Source organism: Kushneria phosphatilytica, from assembly GCF_008247605.1.
Lineage (GTDB): Bacteria > Pseudomonadota > Gammaproteobacteria > Pseudomonadales > Halomonadaceae > Kushneria > Kushneria phosphatilytica.
Genome location: NZ_CP043420.1, coordinates 446,306 through 465,919 on the forward strand (window position 1 = coordinate 446,306; position 19,614 = coordinate 465,919).

Consider the following 19,614-nt stretch of genomic DNA (forward strand, 5'->3'; position numbering starts at 1 on the left):
ACCCTCGGAAAGAAGGCGCTGCGGGTGTCGAAAATGACCCTGCCGAACGGGTTCACAACGTGCCTGGAAGAACCGTTATCGGAGAGCGGGTATCCAGCGCGCCCAATACCCGTTAGAATGTGCGCCGGTCGCCTTGGCGATCCAAGCGCCCGAGTGGCTCAACTGGATAGAGCAACGGCCTTCGAAGCCGTGGGTTGCAGGTTCGAGTCCTGCCTCGGGCGCCATCCGACCTTCCTGAGTAGTCCTTGCAAGTTCTTCAAGACACTGAATCGCGACCTTTTAAAGGATTCTGATCCTCGGCGATCCGAGCACTTCCTGCCGAATCCGGCATGCTAACTGGCTTACCTGCCAGTTAGAAAAGCTCCGTATACCACCACGCATGCCGCTAACTGCCCGCCAGATCGAGAACACCAGGCCCGGCGATAAGCTGACCCTATCCGATGGTTCGGGACTCGAACTCAGGATTTCCCCTTCAGGGCCAGGCAGTAGCGGCCATGGTTCTCTCGGATGACGAACAGGCACTCAACTCTGAATGAAGGCCCAAAAGACAGCCCCGATCATCAGCAGTGCGAAGGCAAGACGTAGCAATCTGGAGAAGAGAGGGCGTTGCACGAGCGGTCGGATGGCGCCGCCGACACACATCCAGAAGATATTGGTGCAACCGGCAACCGCCAGACAAACCCCCATGGTGGCAACGTAAGCCATGGTCGCTGGCGATATCGGCAGTAAAAACTGCGAGTAGACCACCAGTAATACCGCGTAGGACTTCGGGTTCAGAACGTTGAGGAAAATACCATCGCGCATTGTCAGGCGGGCGCCTTCGGCTGCGTTGGTGTCGAGGGGCGTGGTCGCAATACGATAGGCGAGGTAGAGCACGTAGAGCCCGCCCACGATCTGCAGTGTCAGCTTTACACCCGGCCAGGCCGAGAGCAGCGCCGCCAGGCCAAGGGCAGAAGCCACCATCGAAATCGCCAGCCCGGTCAGCATGCCCGCATAGAGTGAGAGTGTCTTGTAAACGCCAAATGTGGCGGAGGTTGCCACGATGGTCATGGGCCCCGGCCCTGGTGAGCCGAACAGGAGCAGTGCAGTGATTGCGAGTGTGGTGAGTTGCGACATGGGTCTCTTCATCCCTGAACACGGTCTGCTCAAAGTGATAACGACCGTGAAACGCTAACCCAGGTCGGAACCGATCAGTACCGTTTGCTCAAAACGGTACTGATCATTACCATCCAATGTCAATATCGCAGAGGATGAACGCCATGCCGATCCAGGCGCGTGAACGACTGATTGCGACTGCGGAAGCGCTCTTCTATCAACGAGGCATCAATACGGTCGGCATCAGTGAGTTGATTGAAACTTCCGGAGTCGGACGTGCGTCGTTTTATCGTCACTTCGAAAGCAAGGACGCACTGGTGCATGCCGTGCTACGCCACCGTAATGAGATGACCCTGGCCTCCCTCGAGGCAGGTATTGCCGCAAATGACAGCTCACCCCTGGGTGTGTTCGATGTTGTCGCCGAGCGCTACGGACAAGCCGACTTTCGGGGCTGTGCCTTCATCAACGCCATGGTGGAAGCTGCCGACCGTGGCAGCGAAACCCACCGCATTGCCAGAGGGCACAAGCTGGCTCAGATACAGATCATTGCTCGGGTACTCGAGCAAGCCGGCTACTCACCGAGTCACGAACTCGCCTGCGATTTTCAGCTGCTTATCGATGGTGCCGTCATGGGCGTGCTACGTGAGGGCAACCTGGAACCGGTTGAGCGAGCAAAGCAGATAGCGGCCAGACTGCTGCGTCTTTGACCGTCATCTCGTCCGTAGGGACTGATGATCAGCCGTGATGAGATAAAGCCGGTTTCGCCAGCAGCAGTGGCTGTTGTTACTACTTGATCGATGAGCTGGCTGGCAAGGCGCAGGGTAAGAGCAATCCCTGCGCTATGCTGTACTCCTGCCTCGGGCGCCGCTTCTTCCTCTTGAACTCCCGCCGCGTTGCCTGAGTTACCGAAAGGCACCTCCAAAGAACTATAACTCTTCCATTATTTTTAAACCTGGGTTGTGCTTTTTTGCTTTATTCAAAAAGTAAGTGGCTGCGACCAGGTCTTGAATGAATGCATCAATAAAAACGGGCTGTAACGATCATAACCTGTTGATTGAATCTTGCAGAAAGCAAGTTTGTTTACCTCTATAAATTCATGTTTTTATTGGATTTTTAAAATAGTTGCCTGTAGGGTGGCCCCTCATTGAGGTAATCCTTCCCTTGCATGTTTTCCACGGTTGAATCATGACCCCGATTTCCATGGCGATCCTCGCCCTGGCCATGTCGACCGATGCGTTTGCGGCATCCCTGGCGAAGGGCACTGCACTGCGTCGGCCGGGCTGGTTCGAAATATTGCGCACTGGGCTGATCTTTGGCGCCGTGGAGACGATCACCCCGCTAATCGGCTGGGGCATCGGGTCACTGGCCAGTCGCTTTGTCAGCGAGTGGGATCACTGGGTGGCCTTTACCCTGTTGCTGATCCTCGGATTGCGCATGATTTACGAGGGCCTTGCCTCGAAGGACGAAACAGCTTCAGGCAAGGGCAGGGCACAGAGCCGGCACTCTTCCCGCAGCCTGATTCTGACCGCCATTGCGACCAGTCTGGATGCCATGGCGGTCGGGGTTGGGCTGGCATTTGCCGAGGTGGATATTCTGCTGGCAGCACTGGCCATAGGATTGGCGACGACCCTCATGACCATCGTGGGTGTGTCGCTCGGTCAGGTGCTGAAGCAGGCTATCGGTCGGATGGCCGAAATCCTGGGGGGCGTGGTACTGATCATGATTGGCGCCAGCATTCTCTATGAGCATCTTTCGGGGGCCGTGGGCTAGCCCCCTTTCAGAGCTGCCGGGAGCTATACAGAGAACCGGCAGGCTCGTGGGCTCATTTCTGCCTGGCGTCGTCGTTCTCCATGGCCTGAAGCCATTTATCCAGCGCCAGTACTTCCTCCATGCTCCCCAGGCCGGTCAGTTCTTCCGTGGTAAGCAGGTCCAGTTGTTGCATCTGCGCCGGAGTAGCTCTTAAAGAGGCGTAGGCCAGGCCATCAATCTGCCGTGCCAGCTTCGTGGTCATGGCTTTTCGACCCTCATTGAATTCGGCTTCACACCCCATGCGATACGGGGTGCCCTGTCGGAGGGTGATGCCCGTGAACCCCTGCACGAAGAACTCTGCCTGCATACCGGATAGCGCCAGCTGTTTGGCCAATGCCCGGCCGACACGCTCGCGTATGGCGGTTCGGTGCTTGTTGATGTATTCATCTCGCAAATCCATTTGTCCACGATGAATACTGTGATTGGCGCTCTGCCAATGATGGGTTAGAGCACTACGTCCATTCAGGCTCATGATCAACACCCTCTATGTGCTGCTCACCCGCCGCTCAACGACAACATGGCCGTCAGCGCTGGTGCGATAAGTTGAGGTTGTCATCTCTCCATGGAAGGTGGTCTGGCCATGCTCGGGCATGCTGGCAAAGGTCGCATGATCGGTTTCGATTGGAATGCCCCTGGCCGGGCCTCGCCTCTGCTTCGCGTAATAACGCACTTTCATGACAGTTTGTGCCCTTCCATGGATGATCGCCCACTGCAAGAGTTACAAATACTAATATTTTGTTACTGGTTTTAATCTTTTGGAAAGGGTCTTTTCCAGGGCACTGTCATCTCTTTCAAATAGATGGCGATTGGCGCTTTTTCCACTACTGCACTGCCGCACGCCTGCGGTGGCTACCTGATGTGCGCAATGAGTGATCCCCAGACTTCGATAGTGAGGGGCTCTGGCGCGGCACCAACGCTTGGCCGGCATTGGGCTACCCTGAGCTGACAACACATGAGGCGTGAGAGGGGCAGAGATGTTCGAGGGGTTCCGGCTGGAGATGATCGAGTTATCCGAAGCGACCCTGCGTGTCAGGTATGGTGGCTCCGGGCCCCCGATCTTACTGCTCCACGGCCATCCTCGAACGCATGCCACCTGGCATCAGGTCGCGCCGATACTGGCACCACACTTCACAGTGGTGTGCCCGGATCTGCGAGGGTTCGGTGCCTCTTCAAAGCCGCTGGATACGCTGGATCACGCCGGGTCATCCAAACGCGCCAAGGCCCGCGACTGCGTTGAACTGATGCAGCAGCTGGGGTTCGATCGTTTCAGCATTGTCGGCCATGACCGGGGCAGCTATACGGCCTTTCGCACCGCCATGGATTACCCCGAGCACATCGAGCGGGCGGTCATGCTTGATGGCGTGCCCATTCTGGAAGCACTCGAGCGCTGCGATGCTCGCTTTGCGGCTGAGTGGTGGCACTGGTTCTTTTTTGCGCAACCCGAGAAGCCCGAACGCGCCATCCTGGCTGATCCGGATGCCTGGTACGGTGGCGCTGTCGAAGCGATGGGGGAGGAGGCGTATGCGGATTTCCGCCGCGCCATCCATGACCCGGCCACCGTGCACGGCATGATCGAGGACTATCGTGCCGGCCTGAGCCTGGATCACCTTCACGATCGGGAAGATCGCGAGCAGGGGCGGCGCATCCAGTGCCCGGCCATGGTGCTGTGGTCGCTACGCGATGATCTTGAGCGGCTTTATGGGGATGTACTCGAAGTGTGGCGGCCATGGACCACTCATCTGGTGGGCCATGGGATCGACTGCGGCCATCACATGGCCGAGGAGGCGCCTGAAGCGCTGGCCCGGGCGCTCATCGATTTTTCAGACAGCACCTAATCCTCGTCACCCTCTGCTGATGCCGTCTCGTTTCGCGAGGCACGGCGCCACTCCACCAGCTTGCGCAGGGCTACATAGAACACCGGGGTGAGAAACAGCCCGAACAGGGTAACGCCGACCATGCCGGCAAACACCGCAGTGCCCAGGGCCGCGCGTACTTCGGCCCCGGCGCCGGTGGCGAGCACCAGCGGGATCACGGCAGCGGTGAAGGTGATCGAGGTCATCAGGATCGGTCGCAGTCGCAGATGGCAGGCTTCCAGAGCGGCGTCGACAATGCCGCGCCCCTGCAGCTCCAGCTCGCGGGCGAACTCGACGATCAGAATGGCGTTCTTGCAGGCCAGCCCCATCAGTACCACCAGCCCGACCTGCACGAAGATGTTGTTGTCGCCATTACTGAACCATACGCCGAGCAACGCCGAGAGCATGCACATCGGTACAATCAGGATGACGGCCAGCGGCAGCGTCCAGCTCTCATAGAGTGCGGCCAGTACCAGCAGTACCAGTAGTACGGCCAGCGGGAAGACCACCAGGGCGGCATGGCCCTGGTTGACCTGCTCATAACTCAGATCGGTCCATTCGAACCCCATGCCACTCGGCAGCACCTTCGCTGCAATCTGTTCGACCGCCGTCAGGGCCTGGGTGGAGGAGAGCACGCGCGGGTCGGCCTCGCCCAGCAGGTCGGCGGCCGGGTAGCTGTTGTAGCGAATTACCGGATCGGGGCCATAGGTGTTGCTGAGCTTCAGCATGCTGCCGATGGGCACCATCTCTCCCTGACTGTTGCGGGTGCGCAGGTTGGCGATGCTTTCAACGTCCGTGCGGTAGGCAGCGTCGGCCTGGGCGATCACCTGCCAGGTGCGGCCGAAGCGGTTGAAATCGTTGACGTAAGCCGAGCCCAGATAGACCTGCAGTGTCTCGAACAGATCGGTCAGCGCCACGCCCTGGCTCTTGGCCTTGGTACGATCCACCGCGGCATCCAGCTGCGGTACGTTGGCCTGGTAGGAGCTGATCGGAAACCCCATGCCCGGTGTTTGCGACAGCGCCCCCGAAAGACTGTTGGTGGCCTGCTGCAATTCACCGTAGCCGAGTCCGGCGCGATCCTGCACGAACAGCGAGAAGCCCGAACCGGTGCCCAGCCCCAGAATTGCCGGCGGCATGAAGGCGAAGCTGAAGGCCTCCTGCAGGGCGCCGAATTTGCCATTGAGCTCGGCAGTGATTGCCTCGGCGCTGCGCGTGCGCCCGTCGAACGGATCGAGCCCGAAGAAAATCGTGCCGGTATTGGGGGTATTGGTGAACTGCAACGGATTGAGGCCCGGGAAGGCAACGGCGGAACTTACCCCTTCGGTAGCGAGTGCCAGTTCGGTCATTTTGCGCACGACCGCTTCGGTTCGATCCAGCGAAGCCCCCTCGGGCAGCCGGGTCCCCCCGATCAGATACATCTTGTCCTGCGTCGGGATGAAGCCGCCGGGCACCACCTGGAACATGGTCACGGTACCCGCCAGCAACACGAGGTAGACCGCGAAGATGATTCCGCGCCGGCGCAGGGTAAAGGTCACGGCACTCTGGTAGCGTTCAGCGGAAGCACCGAAAAAGCGATTGAAGGGCCGGAAGATCCAGCCAAACAGCCGATCGATCAATCGGGAGGCAAAATCCCGGGGTGCATCGTGCGGCTGCAGCAGCAGTGCCGCGAGCGCCGGCGAAAGCGTCAGCGAGTTGATCGCCGAAATCACCGTGGAGATGGCAATGGTGACCGCAAACTGACGATAGAACTGGCCGGTGACGCCTTCCAGAAAGGCCATCGGCACGAAGACGGCACACAGCACCAGCGAGATGGCAATGATCGGTCCACTGACCTCGCTCATGGCCTGATGCGCGGCGGCACGCGGCGCCAGCCCGCGAGCGATGTTCCGCTCGACGTTCTCCACCACCACGATGGCGTCATCCACCACGATGCCGATGGCCAGCACCAGCCCGAACAGGGTCAGGGTATTGATTGAAAACCCCAGCAGGAAGAGTACCGCGAAGGTGCCCACGATCGAGACCGGCACGGCCAGCAGAGGAATCAGTGAGGCGCGCCAGGTCTGCAAAAACAGCGTGACCACCAGCACCACCAGCAGCACCGCTTCGACCAGGGTATGAATGACCGAGGAGATGGAGTCGCGTACGAACACCGTGGGATCGTAAACCACCCGATACTCGACCCCCTCCGGGAAGTAGCGGGAGAGCTCTTCCATCTTGCTGCGCACGCTATCGGATAGCGCAATGGCATTGGAGCCGGGGGCCTGGAAAATCCCGATCGCGACCGCCTGGTCGTTGTCGAGCAGTGAGCGCAGCGCGTATTCGCTGGCGCCAAGTTCGATACGCGCGATGTCATGGAGATAGGTCACCTCACCATCGCTGCCCGTTCTGACGATGATGTTGCCGAACTCCTGTTCGGTGGTCAGACGCCCCTGGGCATTGATGGAGATCAGAAAATCCGAGGGCTCGGGGGTGGGCGGTGCGCCGAGCTGGCCGGCCGAGACCTGTACGTTCTGTTCACGAATGGCGGCGAGAATATCGCCGGCGGTGAGCCCGCGGGCCGCGGCGCGATCCGGGTCGATCCAGATTCGCATGGCGTAATCGCCGGCACCGAACAGCATGGCCTGCCCGACGCCGGGGAGGCGGGCGAGTTCGTCACGCACGTGCAGCACCGCGTAGTTGCGCAGATAGGTACTGTCATAGCGCCCATCCGGGGAGATCAGCTGCGGGACCAGGGTCAGATTGGGCGACTGCTTCTCTGTGGTTACGCCCTGGCGGCGCACATCCTCGGGGAGTCGCGCCAGCGCCTGGGCCACCCGGTTCTGTACCTGTACCTGGGCATCGTCCGGATCAGTGCCAAGCCGGAAGCTCAGCGTCATCAGCAGCACGCCATCGGAGCCGGCTACCGACTTCATGTACATCAGGTTCTCGACGCCGTTGAGCTCTTCCTCCAGCGGCACTGCTACGGTTTCGGCGATGACCCTGGGGTTGGCGCCCGGGTAGATCGCGCGTACCTGAACGGTGGGCGGCACCACTTCGGGATACTCGCTGATCGGCAGCAGCGGAATCGTGATCAGTCCAATGGTGAAGGTCACGATCGACAGCACTGCAGCGAAAATCGGCCGGTCGACGAAGAACTTCGCAAAATCCATGAAGCGTTACTCCCACGTCAGGCCGGAGCTGGCGAAATGGTTATGAGCTCCTCACCGGGAGGGCGGTCAGTTCGAGGAGAGCTGGGGCGTTGATGGCACTTCGCGCATGGGCACGCTCCGGGCGGAGACCGGGGCGCCGGGAAAGAAGATCCGTTGCGCGCCGCGCACCACGATGCGATCACCGGGGGCAAGACCGGAAACCACCACCCGCAAGTCATCGACCTTGCGCCCAGGCTGGATGTCCTTGCGCACGGTGATGCCCTGGTCGTTCACCACATAGACGAACTTGCGGTCCTGATCGGTCAGCACCGCCTTGTCATCGATCAGAATGGCGTTCTGTTCGCCGCCGCCGCGCAGTTGCACGCGGGCGAACATGCCGGGGGAGAAGCGCCCGTCGCGATTATCGAGCACGGCCCGCATCAGGATGGTGCCCGCCGCGGTATCGAGCCGGTTATCGACAAAGTCCACCCGCCCCTCGTAGGGGTAGCCGCTGTCCGAGGCCAGACCCACCCGCACCGGGGTGGGCTCATCACGAGAGCTCTGCCGCTTGCCTGACCGGGCCAGCGCATCGTAGTGCAGGTAGCTCTGCTCATCGGCGTAGAAGTACACGTAGACCTGATCCAGCGAGACAATGGTGGTCAACAGGGAGGTATCGGAGATCAGATTGCCGACGGTGATCAGCGCGCGCCCGGTGCGTCCGCTAATGGGCGCACGCACCTCGGTGTACTCCATGTTCAGGCTGGCGGTGGTGACATCGGCCCGCGCAGCCAGTACATCGGCGGTGGCCTGGGCGCTGGCGGCCCGGCGCTGATCGAGTTCTTCGCGAGAGATGGCGCGGTTGCTCGCCAGCGTCTCGGCTCTCGAGGCCTGAATGCGTGCCAGCCGCGCGTTGGCCTCGGCCCGCTGAAGTTCGGCTCGGGCCCGGGAGAGCGCTGCCTGGTAGGGGCGCTGATCGATGACGAACAGCACATCGCCTGCCTTGACGAGCTGCCCTTCGGTGTAATTGATGCGCTCGATATAGCCGGCGACCCGCGGGCGCAGTTCAACCGTTTCCACCGCCTCGATACGGCCGGTGAATTCATCCCAGTAGCGCACGCCCTGTACCAACACCTCGGCCACGCTGACCTCGGGTGACGGTGGCGCCTGTTGCGCTTCTTCCGCCTGGGAGTCGCACCCCGTCAGCAATATCGACCCCAGCAGTGCAGTGGCCAGCACCAGCGGCGGCAGGCGCAGGGCGCGGAACATCGGGTAGACGTTCATGAGCGGGCCTCGATGGTGGTGGTGTCGCCCGCTTGTGGCGGATCGGCAGCGTTATTCCCCGGGTCGTCGTAGGGCGCAGCATCAACCGGCGCCCCTGACAGACAACAGACGATAGATCGATAAGCCTTGCTTGATTAGTCGGGTTTGGAGGGAAATACTGTTCCATGGATGGGATAGTCGCCGTGCAGTCGTTGCCACAGCGACATTTCGGGGATCATGCTCGATGAGGATGATGCGATGACCCAGGATCTCAATGACGCCCTGATCTTTGCCCAGGTAGTGGAGCAGGGCAGTTTTATTGCCGCCTCGCGGTTTCTGGGCATCCCCCGGGCCACGGTGAGCCGCAAGATTCAGGGGCTGGAGCAGCGGCTGGGCGCACGTCTGCTACACCGCACCACGCGACACATCAGTCTCACTGAAGCCGGCAGCGTCTACTTCGAATACTGCAATCGCATCACCCGGCAGCTGAGCGAGGCGGAAAGCGCCGTGCATCGGCTGGAAGGCAGCCCGCGTGGCTGGTTGCGGGTCACTGCGCCGTTCACGATGTGTACGGACTTTACCTCGGCGCTGATCCATGACTATCGCCAGCGCTATCCCGAAGTGCGGGTCGATCTGCTGTTATCGAACGAACATCTGGACCTGGTGGCGCATCGAATCGATGTCGCGCTACGGGTAGGGACGTTACCGGATTCCAGCCTGGTGGCCCGACCTCTGGCCCGCTATCGCTCGTTCATTTATGCCAGCGAGCGTTACCTCGCCCGCCATGGCGAGCCGCAAACCCCCGCCGAGCTTTCCCGGCATCCGGTACTGGCAAGACATCAGGACCGGCGTCACCAGCATTACTTCTGGCAGTTGCATAGCGGTGCACATCGGGAGGAAGTCATGGTCGAGCCGGTCGCAGTGTCCAACGACCCCTTTGTACTGCGGCGGCTACTGGTCGAGGGGCACGGGCTCATGCTCGCCAGTGAAATCGTGGCCTGCTGGGGGCCGGAAGAGGCGCAGCTACGCCGAGTGCTGAAAGGGTGGTCCGGCCCGGAAACCGAATTCAACGCTGTCTTCCCCAGCGGTCGGCTGATCTCGCCCCGGGTGCGCAGCTTCGTTGACCTGGTCGCCGAGCGTATTCAGGTCGACAGCGGCTTCAGTGCCGAGCACTGGCAGTTACCCGAAGCCGAGGCGATGCCGAGCGAGGTGGCTGACGTTGAAGAGCGGAACGGTGTCATCAATGGCGCCTTGCCGCCCGAGAGACTGGCACTGCGTCACAACTGAGCTTCGATGGCGGCCTTGTCGAGGACCGACCACACGCTAATGATGCGGGCATCCTGAAATTCGTAGAACACGTTCTCGGCAAACGAGATCCGGCGGCCGTTGACGGGCAGGCCGAGAAACGTGCCTGTTGGCGTGCAGTGAAACATCAGCCGGCTGGCCAGGTGGGGCGGGTCTGATGTCAGCAATTCGATGGCGAAATGCAGATCCGGGATGGCCATGAAATCCTGCTCCAGCATCTCGCGATAGCCGGAGAGCCCGAGCTGGCGTCCGTTGTGCACGACGTCCTCATGAACGAACTGCCCCAGATTATGCCAGTCCTGCGCATTCAGACAGTCGATGTATTTCCGATAGCGACTGGCAAGCTCATCTCGGCTCATGGGTCTCTTCCTTGCGCGCTTTTCGGTAAGCATAGGCCTGTTTCAGGGCGGCCAGAGAAATAACACCGGGGCTTACAAGATGCCCGCGTCCATGACGATCATCACTGTGGCGCCTTGTTTGGGCTCGGAGACTGGCTTTTGTCAGGCCTCAGCATGAATGATGTAAATAAATCTGACAGAATCGATCATATGGCGGATAATAGATATATAGAGCCATATGGCGGAGCGTGTTGATGAGCATCGCACAGATGTCACAGGACCGACGACAGGAGATGAGTGCCGCGGCCATGCGCACCTATCCCAATATCGTGCGGGACTGGCAGTTGAAGGAGCGCGAGGCGGCCATGCTGCTTGGCGTGCCGGAAGCGACCTGGCGCCGGTGGAAACAGTCGCCCGAGCGGGCGCGGCTGGATAGCAACCAGATGGAGCGCATGTCGCTGATTCTGGGGATCTACAAGGCGCTACAGATTCTGCTGCCACGCAGCGATGCGGCCGATAGCTGGTTGCGTCGGCCAAACCGCCACCCGCTTTTTTCGGGGCAGGCGCCACTGGCACGGCTGCGCAGCGGACTGGTTTCCGATCTCTATGTGGTGCGGCAATATCTTGATGAGTCGCGCGGTGCCGGTCACGCATGAGCTTTCCACTGACGCCCGTCAACTGGCGCCCCAGCTATCGGGTCGTACCTTCACGATTTCCGCCCATCGATCTGTTCGAGCGGGTGGCCGAGCCCGATGATTTCGAGCTGCTGAATCAACTGGAAGGTGAAACCTCCGCGCGACTGCGGGAGGAGGCCGGTGCCATTCATCTGGTGCGCGAGGCGGATCGCCGCTTCGGCCCCGGCTGGACGCCGGTCATGGCGGCGTTCTGCTATTTCAGCGAGCAGGGATCGCGCTTCAGCGATGGCACCTTCGGGGTCTATTACTGCGCCCTCACTGAAGCCACGGCCATTGCCGAGACGCGCTATCACGCCGAGCGGTTCATGCGCGATTCCGCCGAGCCGCCCATGCAGCTGCAGCAGCGCGTCTATCTCTCCGATCTACAGGGCAATCTGCACGATCTGCGCCATCAGTCCGAGGCGCAAGCCCTGCTCGATCCCGATGACTGGAGCGCTGCCCGAGCCTTTGGTCGTCAGGCGCGGGATTTCGGCTCGGATGGCATTGTCTATCCCAGCGTGCGGGACCCCGAGGGCGAGTGTGCCGCCGTGCTGCGCCCGCCGGTACTCTCCGCCACTCGCCAGGGCCGCCATCTCGGTTATGAGTGGGATGGCGAGTGTATCCGTCATGTGCTTGAGTTGAGGCTGGTCGATTAAACCCTGTCCATGATTCTTCCATCAGGGCGCCGCTTCAGGTCGTCCGTCCGATGCGCTCCCGAAACAGCACCGCCGTGAGTAGTGACAGACCCGCCGTGATGGCAAAAGTGATGTTCATGCCCAGCGTGGCAGCCACACTTCCGGCCGCCGCCGGGCCGATGATGTTACCCAGCGCATAAATGACCAGTACGGCGGTAAAACTGACTGCGGCCAGTTCCGGGAAGAGTCGATCACTCCAGAATGAAAAGATGGCGCTGAGGGTCATGATGCAACTGCCCTGCAACAACGCGGAGAGGATCAACAGGGGCCAGCTGGTAGGCGCCAGCCCGGCCGCGAGCAATGAGATTGCCGAAAGCACGAAGAGCGTGCGCACCAGGGCTGTCATGCCGATACGGCTATGAATCTCTGCCGTGGCGAGCCCGGCGACACCTCCGATACCCATGGCGATGTACATGATCGGACCGGAAAGCTCGGCCGCCAGTCCCGGCAGGCCACCGGCACGCATCACATGGTCGACGGTAAACGAGAGATAGATGCCGCTTGAAATGCCGAAGGAGAGGGCGATGGCGTAGAGCGGCAACGCCCGGAGCTGGCAGAGCCGCCGTAGCTGGGTGGTCAGCCTGACCGGTTCATTGTTGGGCGTGTCCGGCAGCCGGGCCAATGCCCGGAAGTTACCAAGGCTCGACAGCAGCGCGAGCAGGGCAAACAGCCACCAGGCCAGGCGCCACTCCTGATTGAACCAGGCCACGCCCAGCGCCAGCAGTCCGGCACCGGCAATGCCGCCGGTGGTGCCGGTGCTGATGATGGACAGGGCGCGATTCTTGCGGTCATCGGCAATGCCGCGTTCGGCGGCATTATTGAACGGTGACCAGCAACAGCCGGCGCTGGTGGCTGCCAGCACGATGCCGATGGCCAGCATGAGCGTGTTACCCGCCAGGGCGACGATGCTCATGCCGGCCAGGGCCGCCAGTGATCCCAGCACCACCGGCAGTCGCGGCCCGAAGCGCGCCGACAGATAACCTGCCAGTACCAGTGCGATCAGAAAGCCGCCAAAGGCGCTGCTCGCGATAAACCCCGATTGTCGGGTCGTAAGCTCGAAGGTTTCGCGAAACTGGGGCAGAAAGAGGCCGAAACCGATTCTGGCCGGTCCGAAGGAAACGGCGGTCGCCAGCGCTCCGCCTGCGGCAATGTACATGGCTCTGGACACGATGAAATTCCATTTTCGTTGACGATGCGTGGCCCGGCAGCAGGGTCACTCCATAACCCTGCTGCCGGGCCAATGTTCTCTTCCGATAGGGTAGTCGCTACCCGGCCCGGAAGAGGTTGAAACCTGAAGTCCGCCGCCTGCGTATCAACCGCGGTGAATGGCTTCTGACTCGATGCCGGACAGCCTTTACGCTGTCCTTATGAGTGCGCCGTTGGCGTTTTCGCCTCGTCCGCGGCGGGGTCTTCCAGCGGTTCTCCCTCGCTGTTCTGGAGCTGGCTGTCGTAGGCCGCCTGAAGGCCGGTCTCCTCCCTGGCTTCTTCCTCGGCTTCCTCATCGTCGCTCTGGGCGATGGCGCCCGGATAGAAGGGGGACAGAATGGACACCAGGATGCCTAACGCGGCGAACATCGCAAAGGCATCGGCATAGCCGAAGGCATTCACCAGCCCGCCGACGACCGGCGAGCCGGTCGCCTGCCCGAGCGATACCGCCATGAAGGGCAGCACGGGCCCCACCGACAGTCGGCCCGGCAACAAGCGGATGCCGGTCATCAGATAGAGCCCCGTCAGGCTCATGTAGGCCAGGCCGAAGACCAGCGCAGAAAACGTCGCCAGCAGCGGCTGGCTCGGACTCGCTGCGAGCAGGGCGAGGCTCGCGGCCAGCATCATCAGCATCAGGGCCTGGGTGATGGGCGGGTTGTTGCGATCGGCCAGATCGGCGACCACGGCACCGCCGAGGCCGGCGACGCCCACCGCCAGCCAGAGCCACCCGGTGGTGGCGGGCGAGAGCTTGCCGAGGTTGGCCACTAGGTCGGGGGCGAAGATCCAGTAGGCGGAGGACACGAAGCCCATCACGTAGGCAAACAGGGTGAGCCGGCACAGACGCGACCAGGGCAGTTCGCGGAGCGGGGCCGGCGGGGCGGCGTTGGCCGGCACGATCCGCGCGACCGAGGGCAGGATGAACCAGGCGCCGATCACGCCGAGGACGGCCAGCACGGTGAACGACAGATAGGCGAGGCGCCAGGCATCGGCCAAAAACAGTACGGTGGGCACGGCGACGATCACGCCGATACTGGTCCCCGCGTTCATCACCGAACTGACGCGACCGTGCATCGAGCGCTTCACCAGCGCCTGCATGGCCGCCGTGAGTGCCGGCATCATCAGGCCGGTGCAGATGCCGCACGCGAACACCCCGGCGCCGAGCAGCCAGGCGTTGGGGGCCTGGCTGATCAGTCCCAGGCCACCGACGCCGAAGGCGCCGGACAGCACCGCCGCGTAGCGGGCACCCAGGTAATCGGTGGCGAGCGGCGCGATCGCCGTGGCGAACAGGAAACTGATCAGCGGCAGCGCGCCGATGATGCCGATGACATAGGGCGAAAGATCCAGCGCGGTGCGGATCTGGGGCACGAAAAGGCCGAACGCGAAGCGCGCGAGGCCGTAGCTGATGGCAATCAGGGCGGCACCAAAGATCGCGAACCGGGTACTTGAAAGGGATCTCATGGCGCCTCCCTGCAGCAAGAGTCATTGACGTCGGTCCGTTCGGCGTCCAGCCAGACCCACCCCGGTGGGGCGACTGATCGTGGGTGGGCCACCGTCCTGGCCGTCATGACCGCCATTCGATCCTCGCCTGACAGCGAATGGGAGCGCGGCCGAAGGCCTGCCGTACCATTTCTGGTGCGGGGTACCGCTCTGGCAGGAGACGGGTCAAGGCGTCGCACCGCGAGATGCTGTCGATTTGGGTTCAAAGCCAGGACAGTCCGTTGACACGCCGTGGGCGATGCGCTGGCCATCCATCAGGACGTGATCGCTGGCAGGGTAGGGCATGAGAGGCTGCTCCATGGCTGAACTCTGGCGTAGCGTGCGGTAAGCTGGTCAATGACACAAATGCATTGTTTGAGTGTTGCAATCGATATTTGTCATATGGGGGCGATATGGGGGCACGGCTGGAGATGGGCGCGTTGCAGGCGCTGTGTGCCATTGCCGATCATGGCGGGATTACACGCGCGGCGGCTCACCTGGCGCTCTCGCAGTCGGCAGTCTCGCACAAGATTCGGCGCCTGGAAGAGAGCCTGGCGTGCGCGCTGCTGACCAGGCAGGTGGGAGGGGATCGATTCACTCCGGAAGGAGAGCGCCTGTTGCGGTACGCCCGCCGCATTGTTGTCCTGCACGACGAGGCCGTGACCAGCCTGGGACGTACCTCCCTGAGTGGCCGAATTCGGCTGGGGGTGACCGAGGACATGACCGGCAGCGGACTCTCGCGCATTCTTGGCCGATTTACCCGGCGTCATGCCGAGGTCTCGGTACATGCCAGCGTGGCCCAGAGTCTGACCCTCGAGGAACAGATCGATCGGGATGAGCTCGATCTGGGCGTGATACAGCTGTTCGAGCACTGCCAGCGCACAACCGATATCGTGCTCTCGACCGAACCGCTGTACTGGGTAAAAGCGCCGGATCTGGAGCTCGATACCACTCGGCCGTTGCCGTTTGTGGCCTTTGATGACAACTGCTTTTATCGTCGATGGGCCATGTCGTTCGGCCAGTCGCAGCTACCCGGATTTACCACCGTGATGACCTGTGCCAGCACAGCCGGCGTGGTCTCGGCCGTGCATGCCGGGCTGGGTGTGTCACTGCTCAACCGGTGTCACTTGACACCGGACATGACCATCATCACCGATGAATTTGCACCACCACCCACCATCGCTTATGTCATTCGCCAGGGACGCAATGGTCATGCGGGGGTCGTGCGAGCGCTGGTCGAGGAGATCACCGAAGAGCTTGGTGGTCGTTTTCAGCGTGCGGAGATGGCGCTTTCATAATCGGCCTGAGGGCCAATGTGGTATTCCGGCAGCATGCCCGTGCGCGTGACTGTCTACAAGATCTTTTGGCCCCGCTCAGGCGGGGCTTTTTGCATGTATTGCCCACTCTATTCCGATAATGGATATGACGGAATGACTCGGCCCTGGAAGCAGCCGATTTGTAGTCGATTTGACTAATGTTCAATGGCATCCTGGTGATCAGGTAATAGATTCAGATTAATAAGATCTTCTGACTAACCCACCGATTCCAGAGTTTCAATATGTCCAATGGCGCCATGATGACAACATTTTTATTAATCCTGATTTCAGACTTCAGCAGTGAAGCACCTCGCTGTGATCAGGGGGATCTAATCGGAAAAAATGCATCATGACGCCTTTAATATGAAAAGTGCCAGGTCGGAGGATTCGAGGCGAATTTCTCAACTCATTTAATCGGGGCAATGCATGGCTATCGGTTCACAAACGGATGTGATGTCAACTGACACTTCTGGAGTAGTGGGTGAAAAAATCAGCCTGACCGAGAAGATTGGCTATGGCTGCGGTGATCTGGCCTGCAATTTTATCTGGCAGGCCATGAGTATTTTCATTGTCTACTACTACACCGATGTCATAGGTATTGCGGCGGGCGTTATCGGCTCGATCATGCTTTTTTCGCGTGTCTTCGATGGGGTCTCGGATATCGCCATGGGGTACGTCATCGACAAGACCACCTCCCGACATGGCAAGGCCAGACCCTGGCTTTTGTGGCTGTCGGTGCCGTTTGCTGTCTCGGCGGTACTGCTGTTCGCGGTACCGGATATCGCCCCCTTCTGGCAGATCGTATATATCGCCATCACCTACAACATCGTCTGCCTGGTGTATACCGGGCTTAATGTCCCTTATGGCACGATGAATTCGCTCATTACCCAGGATCAGTATCAACGCTCATTGCTGAATGTGTTTCGCATGAGCCTGGCCCTTGCCGGTGTCCTGCTGGTCAGTAATCTGACGCTGCCTGTCGCGACCCTCTTTGGTGGTGGACAGGCTGGCTGGATCGTGACCTTCATGATTTTTGGCACGGTGGGGACAGCGCTTTTCATCTTTACCTTCAAAACCACCAGAGAGCGCGTCAAACCGGCCGATCAGGCAAGGCGGGATACGAAAGTGTCGCTCCGGGAAAGCCTGCTGACATTGTGTAAAAACCGGTACTGGGCACTGGCGACCCTGTTCATCCTGCTGACCTATATCTTCAATGGGCTCAATTCGGGGGCCGTGGTCTATTACGCCAAATATATTCTGGACAGTACCTGGCTGGTGGGCATCGTCACGACGGCCTATATCGCTTTCATTCTGTTGGGCATGGTTGTCGTTGCACCGATTACCAAACGCTTTGGCAAGCGCAATGCGATTATTGTCGGCGAGCTGATTACCATTTTCGGCTATCTCATCATGCTGATCGATCTCACCAGCGTCCCGCTCATTATTGCCGGCACAATCATTCGCGGGATTGGCAAGGCGCCTATCAATGGCAGCATGTTTGCCATGCTGGGCGATACCGTCGAATACGGTGAATGGAAGACCGGTATCCGTAATGAAGGCATGGTCTATAGCGGCGGCAGCATGGGCATCAAGGTGGGAAGCGGGCTCGGGACGGCACTGATCGGCTGGATACTGGCCTTCGGTGGTTATGCCAGTGGCGGAGGTGCGCAGACCGATGCGGCACTGTTTTCCATTCAGGCGCTGTTTATCCATCTGCCGCTGGCCATTTGCGTACTCATCATCTTGCTGATGCTTTTCTACGATCTGGACAAGCGCTATCCGAAGATCATCGAGAGTCTCAGGGCAAAAGCCTGATGACAGGTTCCGATCAGGCAAGGGAGATCTCCATGACGGTTATTACCAATCCTGTACTGCCCGGTTACCATCCCGATCCTTCGATCCTGCGGGTGGGGGACGATTACTATATTGCGGTCTCTACCTTCGAATGGTTCCCTGGCGTACAGATCCATCATTCCCGGGATCTGGTGCACTGGCGATTGCTGACGCATCCCCTGACTCGAGTCTCGCAGCTCGACATGGTGGGCAATATCGATTCGGGTGGGGTCTGGGCGCCCTGTTTGAGCTACGCCGATGGCCGGTTTTATCTGATCTATACCGATGTCAAAAGCCGGCAGGGTGCTTTCAAGGACACCCATAATTATCTGGTGACTGCCGAACATATCGAGGGCCCCTGGTCGGACCCCGTTTACCTGAACAGCAGCGGCTTCGATCCCTCCCTGTTTCATGATGAGGATGGCTCGAAGTGGCTTTTGAACATGATCTGGGATTTCCGCAAGGGCCAAAATTCCTTTGCCGGCATTGCCCTGCAGCGCTATGACCCGGATAGACAGTGCCTGACCGGACCGGTACATAACATATTTCGGGGCACTCGCCTGGGGGTCACGGAAGCCCCTCATCTCTATCAACGCGATGGCTACTATTACCTGGTGACGGCAGAGGGCGGCACCGGCTACAACCACGCGGTTACAGTGGCACGTTCAATGTCACTGTTCGGCCCCTATGAAGTCGACCCCGACAATCCGATCCTGACATCCGATCAGACGGATCAATCCTGCCTGCAGAAGGCGGGGCATGCCAGCCTGGTCGAAACGCAGCAGGGTGACTGGTATATGGCGCACCTGTGTGCCCGCCCGGTGGTGGATGGAAAGTGCATTCTGGGGCGCGAAACGGCGCTGCAGAAGTGCTACTGGAACGAGGCAGGCTGGTTGCGCGTCGAAGGGGGGCCTGCTCCCGCCTGGAGCGTGGCAGCGCCGAATCTGCCCTCTTATTCGTTCCCGCCGGAGCCTCTCCGTGACGATTTCTCCAGCACTGGTTTGCAGCCATACTGGAATTCACTCAGAAGACCCTTTACGCAAGACTGGCTCTCCCTGTCGGAACGTCCGGGCTTTCTGCGGCTCAAGGGGGGCGAATCGATGCAGTCGACGCATCGGCAGAGTCTGCTGGCCAGACGCCTGGAGGGCTTTCATGTCGATGTGGCCACCGAGCTGGATTTCTCGCCCGAACACTTTCAGCAGATGGCCGGATTGATCGTCTATTACGATACGGCCGATTACGTCTACCTGCGTGTCACGCACCATGAAACGCTCGGAAAGTGCCTGGGCATCATTGAGTCACGCCATGGCCGGTATGATGAGCCCCTGACGCGTGAAGTGGCTCTACCGGCAACGCCGACCTGCCTGAAGGCATCCATCGACAGGGAACGGTTGCAGTTTTACTTCGCGGTGGAAAACGGCGCCTGGCAGGCCATTGGCAGCGAGCACGATATTCGCCACCTCTCTGACGATGATGCGGACTACATCCGTTTTACAGGCACGTTTGTGGGCGTATGTGTCCAGGATCTCGGCGGACAGGGGCGATGGGCGGATTTTGCCTGGTTCGATTATCGTCCACGGGAAGCCGTCCAGGATTCATGAAAAACAGGTGATGGCACAGCAAGGG

The 19,614-nt window shown here is 60.4% G+C and carries 16 protein-coding genes and 1 tRNA gene; 10 read left to right on the forward strand and 7 right to left on the reverse strand.

The annotated features are described in order from the left end of the window. Positions 1-147 precede the first annotated feature (147 nt). A tRNA-Arg gene (locus tag FY550_RS01955) sits at positions 148-224 on the forward strand. 298 nt (positions 225-522) lie between these two features. Here FY550_RS01955 and FY550_RS01960 read toward each other — a convergent pair. Then, positions 523-1,116 (reverse strand): LysE family translocator, encoded by a 594-nt coding sequence (locus FY550_RS01960; protein WP_070981211.1) that lies wholly within the window; start codon positions 1,114-1,116, stop codon positions 523-525. Positions 1,117-1,259: 143 nt separating this feature from the next. On the opposite strand from FY550_RS01960, the gene FY550_RS01965 reads away from it, so the two are divergent. Together FY550_RS01965 and mntP are read left to right on the forward strand one after the other, a co-directional pair. Continuing rightward, positions 1,260-1,802, forward strand: coding sequence for a TetR/AcrR family transcriptional regulator (locus FY550_RS01965; protein ID WP_149054320.1), 543 nt, complete (start codon positions 1,260-1,262; stop codon positions 1,800-1,802). A gap of 478 nt (positions 1,803-2,280) precedes the next feature. Further along, a complete protein-coding gene (mntP, locus tag FY550_RS01970; RefSeq protein WP_070981212.1) occupies positions 2,281-2,865 on the forward strand; it encodes a manganese efflux pump MntP in 585 nt (194 codons plus the stop codon). Between the two features lie 52 nt (positions 2,866-2,917). On the opposite strand, the gene FY550_RS01975 is transcribed toward mntP, so the two are convergent. Continuing rightward, a complete protein-coding gene (locus FY550_RS01975) occupies positions 2,918-3,376 on the reverse strand; it encodes a hypothetical protein (RefSeq protein WP_070981220.1) in 459 nt (152 codons plus the stop codon). 502 nt (positions 3,377-3,878) lie between these two features. On the opposite strand from FY550_RS01975, the gene FY550_RS01980 reads away from it, so the two are divergent. Next, positions 3,879-4,739, forward strand: a complete 861-nt coding sequence (locus FY550_RS01980) for an alpha/beta fold hydrolase (RefSeq protein ID WP_070981224.1) — start codon at positions 3,879-3,881, stop codon at positions 4,737-4,739. On the opposite strand, the gene FY550_RS01985 is transcribed toward FY550_RS01980, so the two are convergent. Both FY550_RS01985 and FY550_RS01990 read right to left on the reverse strand, forming a co-directional pair. After that, a complete protein-coding gene (locus tag FY550_RS01985) occupies positions 4,736-7,906 on the reverse strand; it encodes an efflux RND transporter permease subunit (protein ID WP_070981227.1) in 3,171 nt (1,056 codons plus the stop codon). The two genes, FY550_RS01980 and FY550_RS01985, sit on opposite strands and share 4 nt — an antisense overlap. 66 nt (positions 7,907-7,972) lie before the next feature. Next, entirely contained in the window at positions 7,973-9,151 is a 1,179-nt protein-coding gene (locus tag FY550_RS01990; protein ID WP_407657384.1) for an efflux RND transporter periplasmic adaptor subunit, read from the reverse strand. Between the two features lie 252 nt (positions 9,152-9,403). Here FY550_RS01990 and FY550_RS01995 point away from each other — a divergent pair, with 252 nt between their 5' ends. After that, the gene (locus tag FY550_RS01995) at positions 9,404-10,432 is read left to right on the forward strand and encodes a LysR family transcriptional regulator (RefSeq protein WP_084388304.1); all 1,029 of its coding nucleotides are present in this window, start codon (positions 9,404-9,406) and stop codon (positions 10,430-10,432) included. Here FY550_RS01995 and FY550_RS02000 read toward each other — a convergent pair. Continuing rightward, on the reverse strand, positions 10,423-10,809 hold the full coding sequence (locus FY550_RS02000) for an ester cyclase (RefSeq protein ID WP_070981229.1): 387 nt from the start codon (positions 10,807-10,809) through the stop codon (positions 10,423-10,425). The two genes, FY550_RS01995 and FY550_RS02000, sit on opposite strands and share 10 nt — an antisense overlap. A gap of 233 nt (positions 10,810-11,042) precedes the next feature. On the opposite strand from FY550_RS02000, the gene FY550_RS02005 reads away from it, so the two are divergent. Beyond that, positions 11,043-11,444 carry an antitoxin Xre-like helix-turn-helix domain-containing protein gene (locus tag FY550_RS02005; RefSeq protein WP_070981232.1) on the forward strand — a complete coding sequence of 134 codons (402 nt, stop codon included), beginning with the start codon at positions 11,043-11,045 and terminating at the stop codon, positions 11,442-11,444. Then, entirely contained in the window at positions 11,441-12,118 is a 678-nt protein-coding gene (locus tag FY550_RS02010) for an RES family NAD+ phosphorylase (protein WP_070981235.1), read from the forward strand. The genes FY550_RS02005 and FY550_RS02010 overlap by 4 nt, the downstream gene beginning before the upstream one ends. Before the next feature lie 34 nt (positions 12,119-12,152). On the opposite strand, the gene FY550_RS02015 is transcribed toward FY550_RS02010, so the two are convergent. Both FY550_RS02015 and FY550_RS02020 read right to left on the reverse strand, forming a co-directional pair. Then, complete coding sequence (locus FY550_RS02015) at positions 12,153-13,325, reverse strand: MFS transporter (RefSeq protein ID WP_139148762.1); 1,173 nt, start codon at positions 13,323-13,325, stop codon at positions 12,153-12,155. A 197-nt stretch (positions 13,326-13,522) separates the two neighbouring features. Then, the gene (locus FY550_RS02020; RefSeq protein WP_149054322.1) at positions 13,523-14,821 is read right to left on the reverse strand and encodes an MFS transporter; all 1,299 of its coding nucleotides are present in this window, start codon (positions 14,819-14,821) and stop codon (positions 13,523-13,525) included. Between the two features lie 431 nt (positions 14,822-15,252). Between FY550_RS02020 and FY550_RS02025 the strand changes: the two genes are divergently transcribed. From FY550_RS02025 to FY550_RS02035, 3 genes are all read left to right on the forward strand, one after another. Continuing rightward, complete coding sequence (locus FY550_RS02025; protein ID WP_070981240.1) at positions 15,253-16,137, forward strand: LysR family transcriptional regulator; 885 nt, start codon at positions 15,253-15,255, stop codon at positions 16,135-16,137. A 471-nt stretch (positions 16,138-16,608) separates the two neighbouring features. Then, positions 16,609-17,970: an MFS transporter gene (locus FY550_RS02030; protein ID WP_070981242.1), complete on the forward strand. Its 1,362-nt coding sequence runs from the start codon at positions 16,609-16,611 to the stop codon at positions 17,968-17,970. 32 nt (positions 17,971-18,002) lie between these two features. Continuing rightward, entirely contained in the window at positions 18,003-19,589 is a 1,587-nt protein-coding gene (locus tag FY550_RS02035) for a glycoside hydrolase family 43 protein (RefSeq protein ID WP_070981244.1), read from the forward strand. Positions 19,590-19,614: the final 25 nt, after the last annotated feature.

What these genes read in the sequence shown, in the direction of transcription:
- FY550_RS01960 (WP_070981211.1), bottom strand. Translation starts at nt 1,116, where the DNA reads ATGTCGCAACTCACCACACTCGCAATCACTGCACTGCTCCTGTTCGGC.
- FY550_RS01965 (WP_149054320.1), top strand. Translation starts at nt 1,260, where the DNA reads ATGCCGATCCAGGCGCGTGAACGACTGATTGCGACTGCGGAAGCGCTC.
- mntP (WP_070981212.1), top strand. Translation starts at nt 2,281, where the DNA reads ATGACCCCGATTTCCATGGCGATCCTCGCCCTGGCCATGTCGACCGAT.
- FY550_RS01975 (WP_070981220.1), bottom strand. Translation starts at nt 3,376, where the DNA reads ATGAGCCTGAATGGACGTAGTGCTCTAACCCATCATTGGCAGAGCGCC.
- FY550_RS01980 (WP_070981224.1), top strand. Translation starts at nt 3,879, where the DNA reads ATGTTCGAGGGGTTCCGGCTGGAGATGATCGAGTTATCCGAAGCGACC.
- FY550_RS01985 (WP_070981227.1), bottom strand. Translation starts at nt 7,906, where the DNA reads ATGGATTTTGCGAAGTTCTTCGTCGACCGGCCGATTTTCGCTGCAGTG.
- FY550_RS01990 (WP_407657384.1), bottom strand. Translation starts at nt 9,151, where the DNA reads ATGTTCCGCGCCCTGCGCCTGCCGCCGCTGGTGCTGGCCACTGCACTG.
- FY550_RS01995 (WP_084388304.1), top strand. Translation starts at nt 9,404, where the DNA reads ATGACCCAGGATCTCAATGACGCCCTGATCTTTGCCCAGGTAGTGGAG.
- FY550_RS02000 (WP_070981229.1), bottom strand. Translation starts at nt 10,809, where the DNA reads ATGAGCCGAGATGAGCTTGCCAGTCGCTATCGGAAATACATCGACTGT.
- FY550_RS02005 (WP_070981232.1), top strand. Translation starts at nt 11,043, where the DNA reads ATGAGCATCGCACAGATGTCACAGGACCGACGACAGGAGATGAGTGCC.
- FY550_RS02010 (WP_070981235.1), top strand. Translation starts at nt 11,441, where the DNA reads ATGAGCTTTCCACTGACGCCCGTCAACTGGCGCCCCAGCTATCGGGTC.
- FY550_RS02020 (WP_149054322.1), bottom strand. Translation starts at nt 14,821, where the DNA reads ATGAGATCCCTTTCAAGTACCCGGTTCGCGATCTTTGGTGCCGCCCTG.
- FY550_RS02025 (WP_070981240.1), top strand. Translation starts at nt 15,253, where the DNA reads ATGGGGGCACGGCTGGAGATGGGCGCGTTGCAGGCGCTGTGTGCCATT.
- FY550_RS02030 (WP_070981242.1), top strand. Translation starts at nt 16,609, where the DNA reads ATGTCAACTGACACTTCTGGAGTAGTGGGTGAAAAAATCAGCCTGACC.
- FY550_RS02035 (WP_070981244.1), top strand. Translation starts at nt 18,003, where the DNA reads ATGACGGTTATTACCAATCCTGTACTGCCCGGTTACCATCCCGATCCT.